Source organism: Microbacterium sp. SA39, assembly GCF_000967865.1.
Lineage (GTDB): Bacteria > Actinomycetota > Actinomycetes > Actinomycetales > Microbacteriaceae > Microbacterium.
Window position 1 is genome coordinate 19,272 of the sequence record NZ_JXRU01000031.1, and the last position, 15,058, is coordinate 34,329.

A 15,058-nucleotide genomic window follows, 5' to 3' on the forward strand; every position below is an offset into this window, starting at 1 on the left:
AAGCACCAGGGCCTTTAGCTCAGCTGGTAGAGCGCCACGTTTACACCGTGGATGTCGTCGGTTCGATCCCGGCAGGGCCCACCTCGGACGAGGAACGGGAGCGACCATGGCGCGACGCATCGTCATCAGCGGAGCATCCGGACTGATCGGCAGCGCGCTGGCATCATCGCTCCGCGCCGACGACATCGACGTGACGACGCTCGTGCGGCGGCCCCCGAAGGACGACACCGAGCGGCAATGGGCGCCGGGGGAGCGCGACCTCGATCCGGACGTGCTCGACGGCGCGGAGGCTGTCGTCGCTCTGGGCGGCGCGAGCGTCGGACGGCTGCCGTGGACGCCTCGGTACAAGACCGAGCTGGTCGATTCGCGACTCAAGAGCACGCGTACGATCACGACCGCCCTGCGCGCTCTGCGCCAGGATGCTCCGGCGTTGATCTCGGCATCCGCCGTCGGCTACTACGGCTCAGCGCCCGGGGAGCAGCTGACCGAGGATTCGCCGGCCGGACAGACCTTCCTCGCTGAACTGTGCGTCCAGTGGGAGGCCGAGGCGCGCCGTGCCGAGGACCATACCAGGGTCGCCCTGCTGCGGACCGCGCCGGTGATCCATCGCCAGGGCGTCCTCAAGCCGATGATCCAGCTGACCCGCTTCAGGCTCGCGGGGCCGCTGGGCCGAGGCACGCAGATCTGGCCGTGGATGTCGCTCGAAGACGAGGTGCGCGGCATCCGCCACGTCATCGATCAGAAGATCGCCGGGCCCGTGAACTTCACCGGACCGACGCCGGCCTCGGCGAACGACATCGGCCGCGCTCTCGCGCGCGCGATGCGCCGGCCCTTCTGGCTGCCCGCGCCCGCCTGGGCGCTGCGTCTCGCTCTGGGCGCCGCGGCCGACTCGCTCCTCCTCACCGACGCCGACGTGCGTCCGACCGTGCTGGAGACGTCCGGCTTCGTCTTCACGCACCCCACCGCGGCCGAGGCGGTCGCCTCCGCGGTGTGATCCATCAGCCCAGCGTGGATCGAATGTGCTTGTGAATCGACGGCTGAACCAGCGTTTCTGATCCACCGTGAGCGCGGACCTCGCCGACTGCGAGACTGAGCGCATGGAGATCATCGAGAACTCGAAGCTCACGGTCGTCGGTGCGGGAAGCGTGGGATCCAGCGCCGCCTACGCCGCCCTCATCCGCGGCTCCGCCCGCCACATCGCCCTCTACGACATCGCGACCGAGAAGGTCGAGGCCGAGGTCCTCGATCTGGCACACGGCACGCAGTTCACGGGCACGAGCGACATCATCGGGGGCAGCGACATAACGGTCGCGGCGGGTTCGCATGTGGTCGTCATCACGGCGGGCGCCAAGCAGAACCTTGGTCAGACGCGCACCGAGCTTGCCGAGGTCAACGCGGGCATCATCCGCACCATGATGCCGCAGCTGCTCGAGGTCGCGCCGAACGCGATCTACGTCATCGTGACGAATCCGTGCGACGTGCTCACGGTCATCGCGCAGGAGGTCACCGGGTTGCCGCCTGAGCGCGTCTTCGCTTCCGGCACGGTGCTCGACACGTCCCGTCTCCGCTGGAAGCTGGCGGAACGCGCCGGGGTGTCGACCGCGAGCGTGCACGCGCACATCGTCGGCGAGCACGGCGACACCGAGTTCCCCCTGTGGTCGCGCGCCACGATCGGCACGGTTCCCATCCTCGACTGGGAGCTTCCAGGACACCCGCGCTTCACGCTGAAGGAGCTGCAGACGATCGCCGTCGATGTGCGCGACGCGGCCTACAAGGTGATCCGGGGGAAGGGCGCGACGAACTACGCGATCGGGCTGTCGAGTGCGCGCATCGTCGAGGCGATTTTCCGCGACGAACACGCGGTGATGCCCGTCAGCACGGTGCTGCGGGACTTCCAGGGCGTCGACGGCGTGGCGCTCTCGGTGCCGTCGATCGTGAGCGCATCCGGAGCGGTCCCGATCCGGAACACGTCGTTCTCCCCGGAGGAGCTCGAGCTGTTCCGTCATTCCGCGCACGCCCTCGCCGAGGTCAGAGCCACGCTGGACAGCTGACCTCGGCGGGTGCGCTCAGCGCCCGTGCGGGTCGCGGCCGTTGAGCGTCGCGACCACCTGGTCGTAGTCGCCGCGCGCCTCGCCGTAGCGCAGGAACTTCACGTTCTCGACCTGGATCTCGGCGGCATCCGGCTGCGCCTCGATCAGCCCGACGACCTCGGAGATGAAGGAGTCGAGGGGCATCGCGAAGTCGCTGTCCCGCTGCCCGGGCAGCAGGTCGGTCTGCACCGACGGCGGCTCGAGCTCGACGACCTTCACACTCGTGCCGGCGAGCTGCAGACGCAGGGACTCGCTCAGCATGTGGATCGCCGCCTTGCTCGCGTTGTAGCTGGGCGTGGCAGCCAGGGGAGCGAAGGCGAGACCGGAGGACACGGTCATGATCGTGGCATCCGGCGTGCTGCGCAGGTGCTCGATGAAAGCGCCGATCAGACGGATCGGTCCGAGCACGTTGGTGGTGATCGTCTCCTCCGCGGTCGCCAGGAAGCCCGCCGGCTGCGACCAGTCCTCGACGCGCATGACGCCGGCCATCGCGATGATGACGTTGAGGTCGGGGTGCGCCGAGAGGACCTCGGAGGCGGCGGAGCGGATGCTGTCGGCATCCGTCGTATCGATCTGCACGGTGTGGATGCCGGGATCGCTCGCTACGATCTCGCGGAGCAGCGCCGTCCGCCGCCCGCCGACGATCACGGTGTTGCCCTTGACGCGCAGAGCGCGGGCGAGAGCGAGGCCGATGCCGCTCGTGGCTCCGGGGATGAAGATGGTGTTTCCGGTGATGTTCATGCGTCCAGCCTCGATCGGCTGCCGCGCGCCCGCCAGAGACCGCTCATCCAGGGAGCGGCGATCCCTGGATGCGATCGGCCGCCCGGGGGATACTTCAGTGGTGGATCGACAAGCGCTGGCCGAGTTCCTCCTGCGGAGGCGCGAGATGCTGCAGCCGAGCGACGTCGGTCTGAGCGCGGGGCCACGACGGCGGACTCCGGGACTCCGCCGCGAAGAGGTCGCCCAGCTCGCCGCCATGTCGACCGACTACTACACGCGGTTGGAGCAGCACCGCGGCCCGCAGCCCAGCCTGCAGATCGTCGCCGCCCTGGCGCGGGCGCTGCGGCTCACCTCCGACGAGCGCGACTACCTGCACCGCGTGGCGGGATACAGTGCGCCCGACCGAGCCGGTTCCACGTCACCCCACGTCCGCCCGGGGATGCTGCGGATCCTCGATCGGCTCCACGATGCGCCGGCCTTCGTGGTGTCGGTGCTCGACGAGGTGCTCGTGCAGAACGACGCGGCTCGCGCGCTGCTGGGCGACGCGGAGCAGTGGACGGGCATCGAGCGCAGCGGGATCTACCGCTGGTTCGCCTTCCCCGAGACCGAGCGGCGCCGCTACCCCGAACGGGATCACGCGCGGCAGAGTCGATCGCTCGTGGCTTCGCTGCGTGCGGCGCAGGGACTGCTCGGCACTCGCTCGCGAGCAGGTGACATCGTGAAGGAGCTCGCCAGACAGAGCCCCGAGTTCGTCGAGCTCTGGCAGGACCAGGAGGTCAGACGGCGGTTCGAGGAGCACAAGGTGCTCGTCCACCCCGAGCTGGGCGAGATCGAGGTCGACTGTCAGGCGCTGTTCACCGAGGACGAGTCGCAGGCGCTGATCGTGCTGACCGCCGCGCCCGGGAGCGAGGCGGCCAGCAAGCTCGAACTGGTGCGGGTGCTCGGAACCCAGGTCGTCTGAGCCTGATCAGGATTCCTCGTGCGTGCGAGGGTCCGCATCGAAGAGACGTCCGTCGGGGCGGCCGAGCGCGGTGAGCGCGGCGACCTCCGCGTCGTCCAGGACGATCTCGGCGGCGGCGAGGTTCGAGACCTGGTGCTCGAGCGACGAGGCCTTGGGGATCGACACGGTCTCGCGTGCGACGTGCCAGGCGAGCACCGTCTGCACCGAAGTGATGCCATGCGCTGCCGCGATCTCGGCGACCACGGCCTCGCCGATGAGCTCCTTCGCACGTCCGAGCGGGCTCCACGCCTCGGTCAGGATGCCGTGCTCGCGGTGGTATGCCAGCTGCTCCTCCTGCGGGAAGTACGGGTGCAGCTCGATCTGATTCACGACCGGGCGCACGCCGGTCTCGCGCTCGATGCGCTCGAGGTGCTCCGGCAGGAAGTTGGACACGCCGATCTGACGCACGATGCCGCGCTCCTGCGCCTCGACCAGGGCGGCCCACGCCTGCACGTACTCGTCCTGGCTCGGGTTCGGCCAGTGGATGAGGTGCAGATCGGTGATGTCGAGACCGAGTCGCGACCGGCTCTCCTCGATGCTCGTCCGCGCCTTCGCGGTCGGGTGGTGGCGACCAGGGAGCTTCGTCGTGACGATGATCTCCTCCCGTGCGACATCGGAGGCCGCGACTCCCAGACCGACGGAGCCTTCGTTCTCGTAGTTGAAGGCCGAGTCGATCAGGCGGTACCCGGCGTCGAGGGCTCCCGCGACGGCGGCGGCGCCCTCGTCTCCGTTCAGCCCATAGGTGCCGAGGCCGATGGCGGGCAGGGCGAAGCCGTTGTGGGCGGTGAAGGTGGGGACGGTGGTCATCGGTTCTCCTTCGTTGCAGGTGTCTCTTCAGCGTAGTTGGACGGCGGCGCCGCTCTGCGTGATGCTGGCTCTCATGGATTCCGCTCATCCCGCCGCTGCTCCCGCGCCCGTCGTCGCGCGCTGCCCCTGTTCGTCCGGGGACGTCTTCACGGCCTGCTGCGGGCCGATTCTCGGTGGCGCCGCCGCGCCGACGGCCGAGCGGCTGATGCGCTCGCGGTACACCGCCTTCGTGCTTGAGGACGCGGACCATCTGCTCCGCTCCTGGCATGCGTCGACCCGCCCGGCATCCCTCGAGTTCGATCCTCAGCTGAGCTGGCGGCGCCTCGTCATCCTCCGCACGGTCGCCGGCGGACCGTTCGACCGGGACGGCGTCGTCGAGTTCGAGGCGTACTGGCGCCAGGGCGCGGAGCGCGGGTCTCTGCACGAGCGCAGCCGGTTCGTGCGCGAGGACCGGCAGTGGTTCTACGTCGACGGCGACGTGCGGTGACGGGCGGGATGGCCGGGCAGCGGCTAGATTTGAGAGCGTGAACGCCAGCCCCGAGAACCAGCGCACTCTGCTCGACATCGCCGACCTCGACCGGCGCATCGCGCAGGCTGAGCGTGCCCGAACCCAGCCCAGCCAGGGGGCGCGGATCACCGAGCTCGTCGCCATCCGTCAGGAGCAGCTGCGCGAGCTCACCTCGCTGACCGGCGTCCGTGACGACGTGCGCACCGAACTGAAGCGCCTGGAGTCCGATGTCGCCGTCGTGGAGCAGCGCCGGAATCGCGATGCCGAGCGGCTGGCCGCCTCCACGAACTCGAAGGATGCGCAGGCCCTCGAGCACGAACTGGCGAGCCTGGCTCGTCGGCAGAGCAATCTTGAGGATGCGGAGCTCGATGTCATGGGCCGCCTCGAAGAGGCCGAAGCCGCGGTGGCCGCGCAGCAGGCGCTCCTGGCGACCACGACGGCGGAGGGCACTGCCCTCACCTCCCAGGCGAAGGCCGATGTCGCCGCAGCGACGGATCGGGGCGCCGAGCTCGCGCGGGACCGCGCGGCTGTCGTGGCGACGGTGCCGGCCGACCTCCTGGCCGAGTACACGCGCCGCGCGGCGAACAGTGCCGGCGCGGCCTTGCTGACGCGTGCCACCTGCGAAGGATGCCGGATGGTGCTTCCGAGCACCGACCTCAACGACATCCGTCGTGCGAAGGACGATCTCGTCGTCTTCTGCCCCGAGTGCGGATGCATCCTGGTGCGCACCGAGGAATCCGGGCTCGCTTGAGCAGAGTCCGCGCTCGACGGCGATGAGTGCGTCGATGAGCCCTCGGACATCGCCGGGCCGGCGGATCGCGCTCGTCGCGGTCGACGGCGGCCGGTTCACGGCCGTCGAACTCGACGAGGCCGATGAGGAGCGCAGCCGTCTGACGCTGACGCCCGCGGAGTTGCTCACCTGGGTCGCCGATCTCGAGAAGACGGATTCCCCACGCTGGGTCATCCGCAGTGCGCGAGACCTCTATCCGCTGCTGCTCGACGGCGGGGTGCGACTCGGCAGGACGCACGATCTGCTCCTGTGCCATGCGATCCTGCGCGACACCGACGCGGTGGCAAGACCGCTGCCTCCGTCCGCCACGTGGATTCGTCAGGACCCGACGGATGCCGCGCCCGCACTCTTCGACGTCCTCGGACACGATGACGAGCACGACCCCGTCGCCGAGGTCCTCGAGCAGTTCCGGGCGCAGCGCCGGGTCATCGCTCAGGAGCGGGATGGCCGCCTCAGCCTTCTCTGCGCCGCGGAATCGGCGGGCGGGCTGATCGCCGAGGAGATGCGGGCGGCGGGCCTGCCCTGGGACGAGGGCGTGCACGATGCGATTCTGACCGAGACGCTCGGCACGCGCCCCGTCGCGGGAGGGCTGCCCAGCCGGATGGTGGAGCTGGGCGACCGCGTGCGGGCGATCCTCAGTGATTCGACCCTGCACCTCGACAGCCAGCCGAAGCTGCTCCGTGCCCTGCATCGCGTCGGTGTGCAGGTCGAGTCGACCAGCAGGTGGGAGCTCGCCTCGCAGTCGCACGCCGTGGTCGAGCCCCTGCTCGCCTACAAGAAGCTGTCTCGGCTGCTCAGCGCCAACGGCTGGGCGTGGCTGGCGGAATGGGTGCACGACCGGAGGTTTCGGCCGGTCTACATCCCGGGCGGCGTCGTGACCGGACGATGGGCGTCTGCGGGCGGCGGAGCGCTGCAGCTTCCGCGCAGCCTTCGTCCGGCCGTCCGCGCCGACCCCGGCTGGACCCTCGTCGTCGCCGATGTGGCGCAGCTCGAGCCGCGGATGCTGGCGGCCATGGCCGGTGACAAGGCGATGGCCCGGGCGGCCCAGGGGAGCGACCTGTACGAGGGGGTCGTCGCCTCCGGCGCGGTCGGCACGCGCGAGGAGGCGAAGTACGCCGTGCTGGGCGCGATGTACGGTGCGACCACCGGCGACAGCGGGCGCCTCGTTCCTCGGCTGCGCAAGGTGTACCCGCGCGCGATGGCCCTGGTCGACAAAGCGGCGCGCACCGGCGAGGACGGTGGCGTGGTCTCGACGTGGCTCGGTCGATCCTCCCCGAGGCCCTCCGCGGAGTGGGCAGACCTCCAGTCGCGGGCGACCGGCGCGGATGCCGATCCTGCCGAGGTCGCGCTCGCCCGTCGCCGAGCGCGGGACTGGGGCAGGTTCACGCGCAACTTCATCGTGCAGGGGACCGCGGCGGAATGGTCGCTGATCTGGCTGGCCGAGATCCGGCACCGACTGCAGCGGGCTCCGGAATCGGAAGTCCCTGTTGCGGCATCCGGTCCGTTCGCGCGACAGCCGCACCTCGCCTTCTTCCTGCACGACGAAGTCATCCTGCACGTTCCCGAGGAGCAGGCCGAAGCCGCGGCCGACGCCGTGCGGGTGGCCGCCGCTGTCGCCACGCGGCGCCTGTTCGGCGACTTCCCGATCGACGTGCCGCTCGACCTCCGCATCGCGGAGTCGGCCGAGAAGTGACCGCCGTGGTCGCGGTCCGGAGAAAGTAGACTGGACTCGCGAATGGGTCGACTGGACGGCCGCGTGGCGGGAAACCGCACCGAGGAACGTCCGGGCTCCACAGGGCAGGGCGGTGGGTAACACCCACCCGGAGTGATCCGCGAGAAAGTGCCACAGAGAGCAGACCGCCCCGCAAGGGGTAAGGGTGAAAGGGTGGTGTAAGAGACCACCGGGGGTCATGGTGACATGACCCGCCAGGTAAACCTCGCCCGGAGCAAGGTCAGACAGAGGATGTTGACGCGGCCCGCCGAGTCCTCGGGTAGACCGCTAGAGTGCCACGGCAACGTGTCGCCGAGAGAGATGGCCGTCGAAGGGGCGAAGAACCCCGGAACAGAACCCGGCGTACAGGTCGGCCCATTCGCACTTCACCTGCCGACCAGGACCCTTTTCCAGAGAGCCGCGCCGATCGTGTCCGACGATGGCATTCCGGGCGGTGTGCCGATAGCGTGCCCTTCATGTCGAACCGCACAGCCGGAGTAGCCGCGGCACTCCTCGTCGTCCTGTCCGCCGTCGTGCTCACGGGCTGCACCACGCCGGTGCCGCACACCGTCGAGACACCCGTGGCCGTGGCCGCCGAGCAGACGCCGAGCTCACCGCCCTCACCGGCGTCGACTCCCGAATGCCGGCCGGAGAACGCCGACGTCCTTCCCGGTGAGCCGCTCGACGTGGGATTGTTCGCAGGCATGGTCGACAGGGGACCCCGCGAGGGCGCGAACGGGACGGTGGCGTACGCTTCGGACGGCACTCTCGCGTCGTATCTCGTCGCACCCGACGACCACACCGAAGCGATCATCGACAGACTGTGCGTGAGCGCCTATCCGTTCGCGGCGTTGAACGCTGTCCGCCGAGGGACGCTGTACTCGACCGACCCGACGAGCCAGGCGTACCTCACCCCGCTCTACGCGGGCGACACGCTGAACCTCAGTCCCCACATGATCACGAGCGTGGGCGACGTCGACGGCGAGGTGCGCGCGTACGAGACGACGTTCATCCTTCCCCCGCAGAATTGACGCGGAAGGCCCCGCTCGATGAGCGGGGCCTCCCGGCCGTCAGCGTCGAAGGGCTAGTCGCCGGCGAGGGATGCCGCGCCGATGATGCCCGAGTTGTTGCGGTGGATCGCCGGGACGATCGGGGTCTTGAGTTCGAGCAGCGGCAGGAAGTCGCCGGCGTTCTTGGAGACGCCGCCGCCGACCACGAACAGGTCGGGGCTGAAGAGGAACTCGATGTGCGAGTAGAACGCCTGCAACCGTTCTGCCCAGGCCTCCCAGCTGAGGTTCTCCCGCTCGCGCGCCGAGGTCGCCGCCCACTGCTCGACCGAGTCGAACTCGCCGAAGTTCAGGTGGCCGAGCTCGGTATTCGGGAGCAGCACGCCGTCATAGATGAAGGCCGAGCCGATGCCGGTGCCGAGAGTGGTGAGGAGCGTGAGGCCGCGCACGTCCCTGGCTGCTCCGTGGCGCGCCTCCGCGACGCCGGCGGCATCCGCATCGTTCACGAAGACGATGTTGCGTCCGAGGCCGTCGCGGAAGAAGCGCTCCGCGTCGAAGTCGAGCCACTCCTTGGAGACGTTCGCGGCCGACAGTGTCTTGCCGCGCTTGACGATGGCCGGGAAGGCGACGCCGAGGGGCATCGTCGCGTCGTGCACATCGAGGGTCTTCAGGACCGACTGGACGGCCAGAAGCACGTCCTGCGGTGCCGCGCCCTCCGGAGTGGGGACGCGCACGCGATCAGAGGCCATGGTGCCGTGCGTGAGGTCGACGATTCCTGCTTTGATTCCCGTGCCGCCGATATCGACGCCGATCGCTTTTGCCATGAGCGATAGCTTAGCGACCGCCGCACACGCCAGTAGGATCGATGACATCACGCGAAGAAGGGACAGCCATGTCTGACGGCGACGCAAAGTACTGGTACAACTCCGAGACCGGTCAGGTCGAGTTCGGCATGATCTCACCCTCCGTCGACCGGGTCGGCCCCTTCGACACGGAAGCCGAGGCCGCCCGTGCGCCCGAGGTGCTCCAGGCACGTTCGCGCGCCTGGGCCGAGGAAGAGGCCGCCGAGCAGGGCTGGGACGCGAAGTCCACCGACGCACAGGGCCAGGGCGCAGAGTAGTCATGGACAAGCAGAGGGATTTCGTCCTCCGGACCATCGAAGAACGCGGCGTCAAGTTCGTGCGCCTGTGGTTCACCGATGTCATCGGCACGCTCAAGTCGGTGGCGATCGCGCCCGCCGAGGTCGAGGGCGCCTTCGCCGAGGGCATCGGCTTCGACGGCTCGGCGATCGAGGGGCTCACCCGCACCTACGAGTCCGACCTGCTCGCGCAGCCGGACCCGACGACGTTCCAGACGCTGCCATGGCGGGGCGAGATCGATCCGACCGCGCGCATGTTCTGCGATCTGACGACGCCTGACGGCCAGCCCGCCGTCGCCGATCCGCGTCACGTGCTCAAGCGCACGCTGGCGAAGGCCGCGGATGCGGGATTCACGTTCTACACGCACCCAGAGATCGAGTTCTACCTGCTGAAGTCCTCGTCGTTCGGCCCTGAGGGCCCCGTGCCGGTGGACTCCGCCGGGTACTTCGACAACGTCCCCGGTGGCACGGCGCATGACTTTCGTCGTCGTTCGGTGCGGATGCTGGAGGATCTCGGCATCTCGGTCGAGTTCAGCCATCACGAGGGCGGCCCCGGCCAGAACGAGATCGACCTCCGCTACGCGGATGCGCTCACGACGGCCGACAACATCATGACCTTCCGTACGGTGATCAAGGAGGTGGCGATCGAGCAGGGCGTCTATGCGACGTTCATGCCGAAGCCGCTCAGCGATCAGCCGGGCAGTGGTATGCACACGCACATGTCGCTCTTCGAAGGCGACCAGAACGCCTTCTACGAAGAGGGCGCGAAGTACCAGCTCTCCAAGACCGGTCGTCACTTCATCGCCGGTCTGCTGCGGCACGCGAACGAGATCTCCGCGGTCACCAACCAGTTCGTCAACTCCTACAAGCGGCTCTGGGGCGGCGACGAGGCGCCGAGCTTCGTCACCTGGGGTCACGCGAACCGGTCGGCCCTCATCCGCGTGCCGATGTACAAACCGAACAAGAGCCAGTCGTCGCGCGTGGAGTACCGCGGGATCGACTCCGCCTCGAACCCCTACCTCGCCTACGCGCTGCTGCTGGCGGCCGGACTCAAGGGCATCGAGGAGGGCTACGAGCTCCCGCCCGAGGCCGAGAACAATGTCTGGTCGCTGAGCGACGCCGAGCGGCGCGCACTGGGCTACGAGGCGCTGCCGGCGAGCCTCGATCACGCGCTCGAGTACATGGAGGCATCCGAGCTGGTCGCCGAGACGCTGGGGGAGCAGGTCTTCAACTATGTGCTGCTCAACAAGCGCAAGGAATGGGAGGCCTACCGCGGTCAGGTCACCCCGTTCGAGCTGAAGAGCAACCTCGAACTGCTCTGACCCGCGCCGATGGCCCGACCGGACGATTCCGTCTCCCTCTCCGCGCTGGCCAGGCTCGGCTTCGCCGAACTCAGCGAGGCGGCAGCATCCCTGTCCGAGCTGGCGACGATCCTCGGGATCTCTCGATCTTCGCTGCTCGAAGGAGCGGATGCCGCCGACCCCGACGCCGCCGTGCGCGGCATGGTCCGTGTCGCGCGTCGTGACGCCGGCCCCCTGAGGGTGCTGCTCGACGACGCCGCGGCGCGTCATCGCGTGTGGCGGGTCTTCGGCGCCTCGGAAGGGCTTGCGAATTTCTTCCTCCGGCATCCGGGTCAACTCTCGGTGCTGGAAGAGCCCCTCGCCGCGCTGCCGTCGCCGGAGGCGCTCCGCGCGCAGCTGCTGGCCGCGGTCGGCACTCGAGACGGTTTCGCGGGGGCGGGGGATGACGCGGCGGTCGTGGCGATCCGGGTCGCGTACCGTCGCAGTCTCGCCGCCATCGCTGCCTACGACCTGACCCACCCCGAACCGCAGACCGTGGTCGCCGCGGTGTCCGCCGCGCTGTCCGATGCCGCCGGCGCCGCCCTGGAAGCCTCGCTGGCGATCGCGCGGGCTCGCCTTCGCGAGACCACGCCGGAGGAGCAGATCGCCGCGACGCGTCTCTCCATCATCGGCATGGGGAAGGCCGGCGCCCGCGAGCTCAACTACGTCAGCGACGTGGACGTGATCTTCGTCGGCGGCACGGGCGATGAGGAAGTCGTCACGGAGGCTCGGGCGATCGACATCGCGACGCGACTGGCCCGCGAGACCATGCGCGGACTCGACAGCATCGAGGTGGAACCGCCGCTGTGGGAGGTCGACGCCAACCTGCGGCCCGAGGGCAAACAGGGCGCGCTGGTGCGCTCGCTCGCGTCGCATCTCGCCTATTACGACCGCTGGGCCAAGAGCTGGGAGTTCCAGGCGCTCCTCAAGGCGCGACCACTCGCCGGCGACGCCGAGCTCGGTGCCGAGTACATCGCCGCGGTGCAGCCGAAGATCTGGTCGAGCGCGGCGCGCGAGGACTTCGTCGAAAGCGTCCAGCGCATGCGCGAGCGCGTGACCGAGCACATCGATCCGAACGACGCGCCGTATCAGCTGAAGCTCGGCGCGGGCGGACTGCGCGACATCGAGTTCACCGTGCAGCTGCTGCAGCTGGTCCACGGCCTCACCGATGAGTCGCTGCGCACACGCGGCACGCTGGAGAGTCTGGACGCGCTCGTTGCCGGCGGATACATCGGGCGAGCGGATGCCGCCACATTCGCCGACGACTACCGCATCCTGCGGCTCATGGAGCACCGCCTGCAGCTGCGCGAGCTGAGCCGCACCCACCTGCTGCCGCGGACGCCTGCCGGGCTCCGCGTGCTGGCGCGCAGCACAGCCCTCGCCGAGAGCGGCGACGGCGTGTGGACGCGGTGGGAAGGCGTGCGCCGTGACGTCCGCGAGATCCACACGCGCCTCTTCTATCGTCCTCTTCTCAGCGCGGTCGCCAGCCTTCCCGAGGACGAGCGCACGCTCTCCACGGCGCAGGCGCACGACCGCCTCGCCGCGATCGGGTTCCGCGATCCTGCGGGGGCGCTCCGGCACATCGGCGCACTGACGACCGGGCTCAGCCGCAAGGTGACGATCCAGCGGGCGCTGATGCCGATCATGGTGCGTTGGTTCGCCGACGGCAGCGATCCTGACTACGCTCTGATCGCGTTCCGGCGGATCAGCGAGCGACTCGGCGACACCCCCTGGTTCCTCCGGATGCTGCGCGATTCGTCGGGTGCCGCCGAGAGCCTCACGCGCCTGCTGTCGTCTTCGCGGTACATCGGCGAGCTGATGGAGTGGATACCCGAATCCGTCGCGTGGCTCGACAGTGCGGGCAAGCTTCGTCCTCGCGGTGCAGCGGCTCTCGACGAGGAGGCTCGCGCGATCCAGACCCGGCACGAGACGGTGACCGACGCGCTGCGCGCCGTGCGGGCGCTGCGGCGCCGGGAGCTGCTGCGCACCGCCATGGGGGCCGTGCTCGACGTGCTGACCATCGAGGAGGTCGCGACGGCTCTCACCGAGATCACCGAGGCGACGATCCAGGCGGCCCTGCGCGCCGTGATCCGTGAGGTCGTGCCCGCGGAGGACGCTGCACTGGATTTCGCAGTGATCGCGATGGGACGCTTCGGCGGTGCCGAACTCGGCTTCGGATCCGACGCCGACATCCTCTACGTGTACGACGCGAACGGGATCGACGGACAGCGCGCGCAGACGCTCTCCACGCAGATCGTCGCGGGCCTGCGCGAGCACCTCACCGATCATCGGGTGCCGCTGGACCTGGACGCGGATCTCCGCCCGGAAGGCCGCCAAGGCCCGGTCGTCAGGTCGATCGAGGCCTACACCGAGTACTACCGGCGCTGGTCGCTGTCGTGGGAAGCGCAGGCGCTCCTCCGTGCTCGGGGCGTCGCCGGCAGCTCCAAGCTCATCACCCGGTTCACCGCCCTCGCGGACTCGATCCGGTATCCGGAGACGGTGGATCTGCAGGGGACGCGGGAGATCAAGCGCATCAAGGCGCGAGTCGAGGGCGAGAGGCTGCCGCAGGGCGCCGACCCCCGACGTCACCTGAAGCTGGGGCCGGGCACGCTCAGCGACGTCGAGTGGCTCGTGCAACTCCTTCAGCTCCAGCACGCGAACGAGATTCCCGGGCTGCGGACGACGTCGACGCTGTCCGCGCTGGATGCCGCGGTGGCCGCGGACCTTGTTCCCGCGGCGGATGCCGAGCGGCTCAGGGAGGCCTGGCGTCTCGCGAGCCGCCTGCGCTCCGCGATCACCCTCCTGACGGGGAAGACCAGCGACGTGCTGCCCTCGGATCGTCGTCAGCTGGACGCGATCGCGCGACTGCTGAGCTACCCAGACCGCTCGGCGTCGCAGCTGGATGAGGACTACCTCGGGGTCACCCGGCGGGCGCGCAAGGCCTTCGAGCAGCTGTTCTACGGCTGAGTCCGCAGGGTGATTTGCAGTATCGGACGCCGTGACCCAAGCTGACGATATGACCCACGCGCGCATCGGAATCGTCTGGAACCCCTCGAAGGTCGAGAAGGCTGTTCTGCAGGATGCCGTGAGCGCCGTGTTCGACGATCAGTACGATATCCGGTGGTGGGAGACCACTCCGGAGGACCCGGGTCGCGGCATGGCACGCGAGGCGCTCGAAGACCGTCGTGAGATCGTGATCGCTGTCGGCGGTGATGGCACGGTCCGCGCCGTGGCCGAGTCGCTGGCCGGCTCCGAGACCGCGCTGGGCATCGTGCCGCAGGGGACGGGAAACCTGCTGGCCCGTAACCTCCAGATCCCGTTGAACACCGTGACGGCGGCGCTGACGCGCGTGCGCGACAGCGATCCGCAGCGCATCGACCTGGGCTGGGTCTCCTACGACGGCACAGAGCACGCGTTCGCCGTGATGGTGGGTTTCGGCATCGACGCGCAGATGCTCGTGGAGACCGACGACGACCTCAAGTCGAAAGCAGGCTGGCTCGCCTATGTCGAGGCGATGGGCCGTGCCCTCGCCGGCACCGAGATGACGGAGATCACCTTGGCCATCGACGGAGAGAAGGCTGTCGCGGCGCGGGGCCACACCATGCTCATCGGCAACTGCGGGATGATCCAGGGCGGCATCCGGCTGCTCCCCGATGCCGTGATCGATGACGGGAAGCTCGATGTGCTGATGATCAGCGCAGACGGTGTGCTGCAGTGGCTCGACACGCTGCGCTCGTTCGTCTGGGACAACGGCATCCGTCGTTTCTTCGCGGCCGACGACGAAGCCGTCAGCACGGACTCGGCGCGTCACCTGCCCGTCGAGACCCTCTCAGTCCAGCTCGCGACACCGCTCATGTTCGAGATCGACGGCGAGGAGATCGGCGAGGTCGAGTCGTTCGACGTCCGCGTGCAGCCGGGGGCCTTGCTCGTCCGCTGAGATCGGCCGG

The 15,058-nt window shown here is 69.2% G+C and carries 14 protein-coding genes, 1 tRNA gene and 1 other RNA gene; 13 read left to right on the top strand and 3 right to left on the bottom strand.

The window, feature by feature from the left end:
- The first annotated feature begins 8 nt into the window (after positions 1-8).
- From RS85_RS06795 to RS85_RS06805, 3 genes are all read left to right on the top strand, one after another.
- Positions 9-81 (top strand) — tRNA-Val (locus RS85_RS06795).
- 25 nt (positions 82-106) lie between these two features.
- Positions 107-994 carry a TIGR01777 family oxidoreductase gene (locus tag RS85_RS06800; protein ID WP_046012838.1) on the top strand — a complete coding sequence of 296 codons (888 nt, stop codon included), beginning with the start codon at positions 107-109 and terminating at the stop codon, positions 992-994.
- A gap of 103 nt (positions 995-1,097) precedes the next feature.
- Positions 1,098-2,051: an L-lactate dehydrogenase gene (locus RS85_RS06805; RefSeq protein ID WP_046012839.1), complete on the top strand. Its 954-nt coding sequence runs from the start codon at positions 1,098-1,100 to the stop codon at positions 2,049-2,051.
- A 15-nt stretch (positions 2,052-2,066) separates the two neighbouring features.
- Here RS85_RS06805 and RS85_RS06810 read toward each other — a convergent pair whose 3' ends face one another.
- Positions 2,067-2,831, bottom strand: a complete 765-nt coding sequence (locus RS85_RS06810) for an SDR family oxidoreductase (RefSeq protein ID WP_046012688.1) — start codon at positions 2,829-2,831, stop codon at positions 2,067-2,069.
- A 100-nt stretch (positions 2,832-2,931) separates the two neighbouring features.
- Between RS85_RS06810 and RS85_RS06815 the strand changes: the two genes are divergently transcribed.
- Positions 2,932-3,771: a helix-turn-helix transcriptional regulator gene (locus RS85_RS06815; protein ID WP_046012689.1), complete on the top strand. Its 840-nt coding sequence runs from the start codon at positions 2,932-2,934 to the stop codon at positions 3,769-3,771.
- Between the two features lie 6 nt (positions 3,772-3,777).
- Here RS85_RS06815 and RS85_RS06820 read toward each other — a convergent pair whose 3' ends face one another.
- Positions 3,778-4,617 (bottom strand): aldo/keto reductase, encoded by an 840-nt coding sequence (locus tag RS85_RS06820; RefSeq protein ID WP_046012690.1) that lies wholly within the window; start codon positions 4,615-4,617, stop codon positions 3,778-3,780.
- A 73-nt stretch (positions 4,618-4,690) separates the two neighbouring features.
- Here RS85_RS06820 and RS85_RS06825 point away from each other — a divergent pair, with 73 nt between their 5' ends.
- From RS85_RS06825 to RS85_RS06840, 5 genes are all read left to right on the top strand, one after another.
- Positions 4,691-5,104: a YchJ family protein gene (locus RS85_RS06825; protein WP_046012840.1), complete on the top strand. Its 414-nt coding sequence runs from the start codon at positions 4,691-4,693 to the stop codon at positions 5,102-5,104.
- Positions 5,105-5,141: 37 nt separating this feature from the next.
- Positions 5,142-5,876 (top strand): zinc ribbon domain-containing protein, encoded by a 735-nt coding sequence (locus tag RS85_RS06830; RefSeq protein WP_046012691.1) that lies wholly within the window; start codon positions 5,142-5,144, stop codon positions 5,874-5,876.
- A 34-nt stretch (positions 5,877-5,910) separates the two neighbouring features.
- On the top strand, positions 5,911-7,608 hold the full coding sequence (locus RS85_RS06835) for a bifunctional 3'-5' exonuclease/DNA polymerase (RefSeq protein ID WP_152642354.1): 1,698 nt from the start codon (positions 5,911-5,913) through the stop codon (positions 7,606-7,608).
- 43 nt (positions 7,609-7,651) lie between these two features.
- An RNA gene (gene rnpB, locus RS85_RS18965) (RNase P RNA component class A) lies at positions 7,652-8,008 on the top strand.
- A gap of 94 nt (positions 8,009-8,102) precedes the next feature.
- Entirely contained in the window at positions 8,103-8,657 is a 555-nt protein-coding gene (locus tag RS85_RS06840; protein WP_046012693.1) for a hypothetical protein, read from the top strand.
- 53 nt (positions 8,658-8,710) lie between these two features.
- Here the strand turns inward: RS85_RS06840 and ppgK are convergent, their stop codons facing one another.
- Positions 8,711-9,457, bottom strand: coding sequence for a polyphosphate--glucose phosphotransferase (gene ppgK, locus RS85_RS06845; RefSeq protein ID WP_046012694.1), 747 nt, complete (start codon positions 9,455-9,457; stop codon positions 8,711-8,713).
- Between the two features lie 68 nt (positions 9,458-9,525).
- On the opposite strand from ppgK, the gene RS85_RS06850 reads away from it, so the two are divergent.
- The 4 genes from RS85_RS06850 to RS85_RS06865 are packed head-to-tail and all read left to right on the top strand — an operon-like array spanning position 9,526 to position 15,048.
- Positions 9,526-9,753 carry a hypothetical protein gene (locus RS85_RS06850; protein ID WP_046012695.1) on the top strand — a complete coding sequence of 76 codons (228 nt, stop codon included), beginning with the start codon at positions 9,526-9,528 and terminating at the stop codon, positions 9,751-9,753.
- 2 nt (positions 9,754-9,755) lie between these two features.
- Positions 9,756-11,093 carry a type I glutamate--ammonia ligase gene (glnA, locus tag RS85_RS06855; protein WP_046012696.1) on the top strand — a complete coding sequence of 446 codons (1,338 nt, stop codon included), beginning with the start codon at positions 9,756-9,758 and terminating at the stop codon, positions 11,091-11,093.
- 9 nt (positions 11,094-11,102) lie between these two features.
- Entirely contained in the window at positions 11,103-14,078 is a 2,976-nt protein-coding gene (locus tag RS85_RS06860) for a bifunctional [glutamine synthetase] adenylyltransferase/[glutamine synthetase]-adenylyl-L-tyrosine phosphorylase (protein ID WP_046012697.1), read from the top strand.
- 49 nt (positions 14,079-14,127) lie between these two features.
- Entirely contained in the window at positions 14,128-15,048 is a 921-nt protein-coding gene (locus tag RS85_RS06865) for a diacylglycerol/lipid kinase family protein (protein WP_046012698.1), read from the top strand.
- The last annotated feature ends 10 nt before the right edge of the window (positions 15,049-15,058 follow it).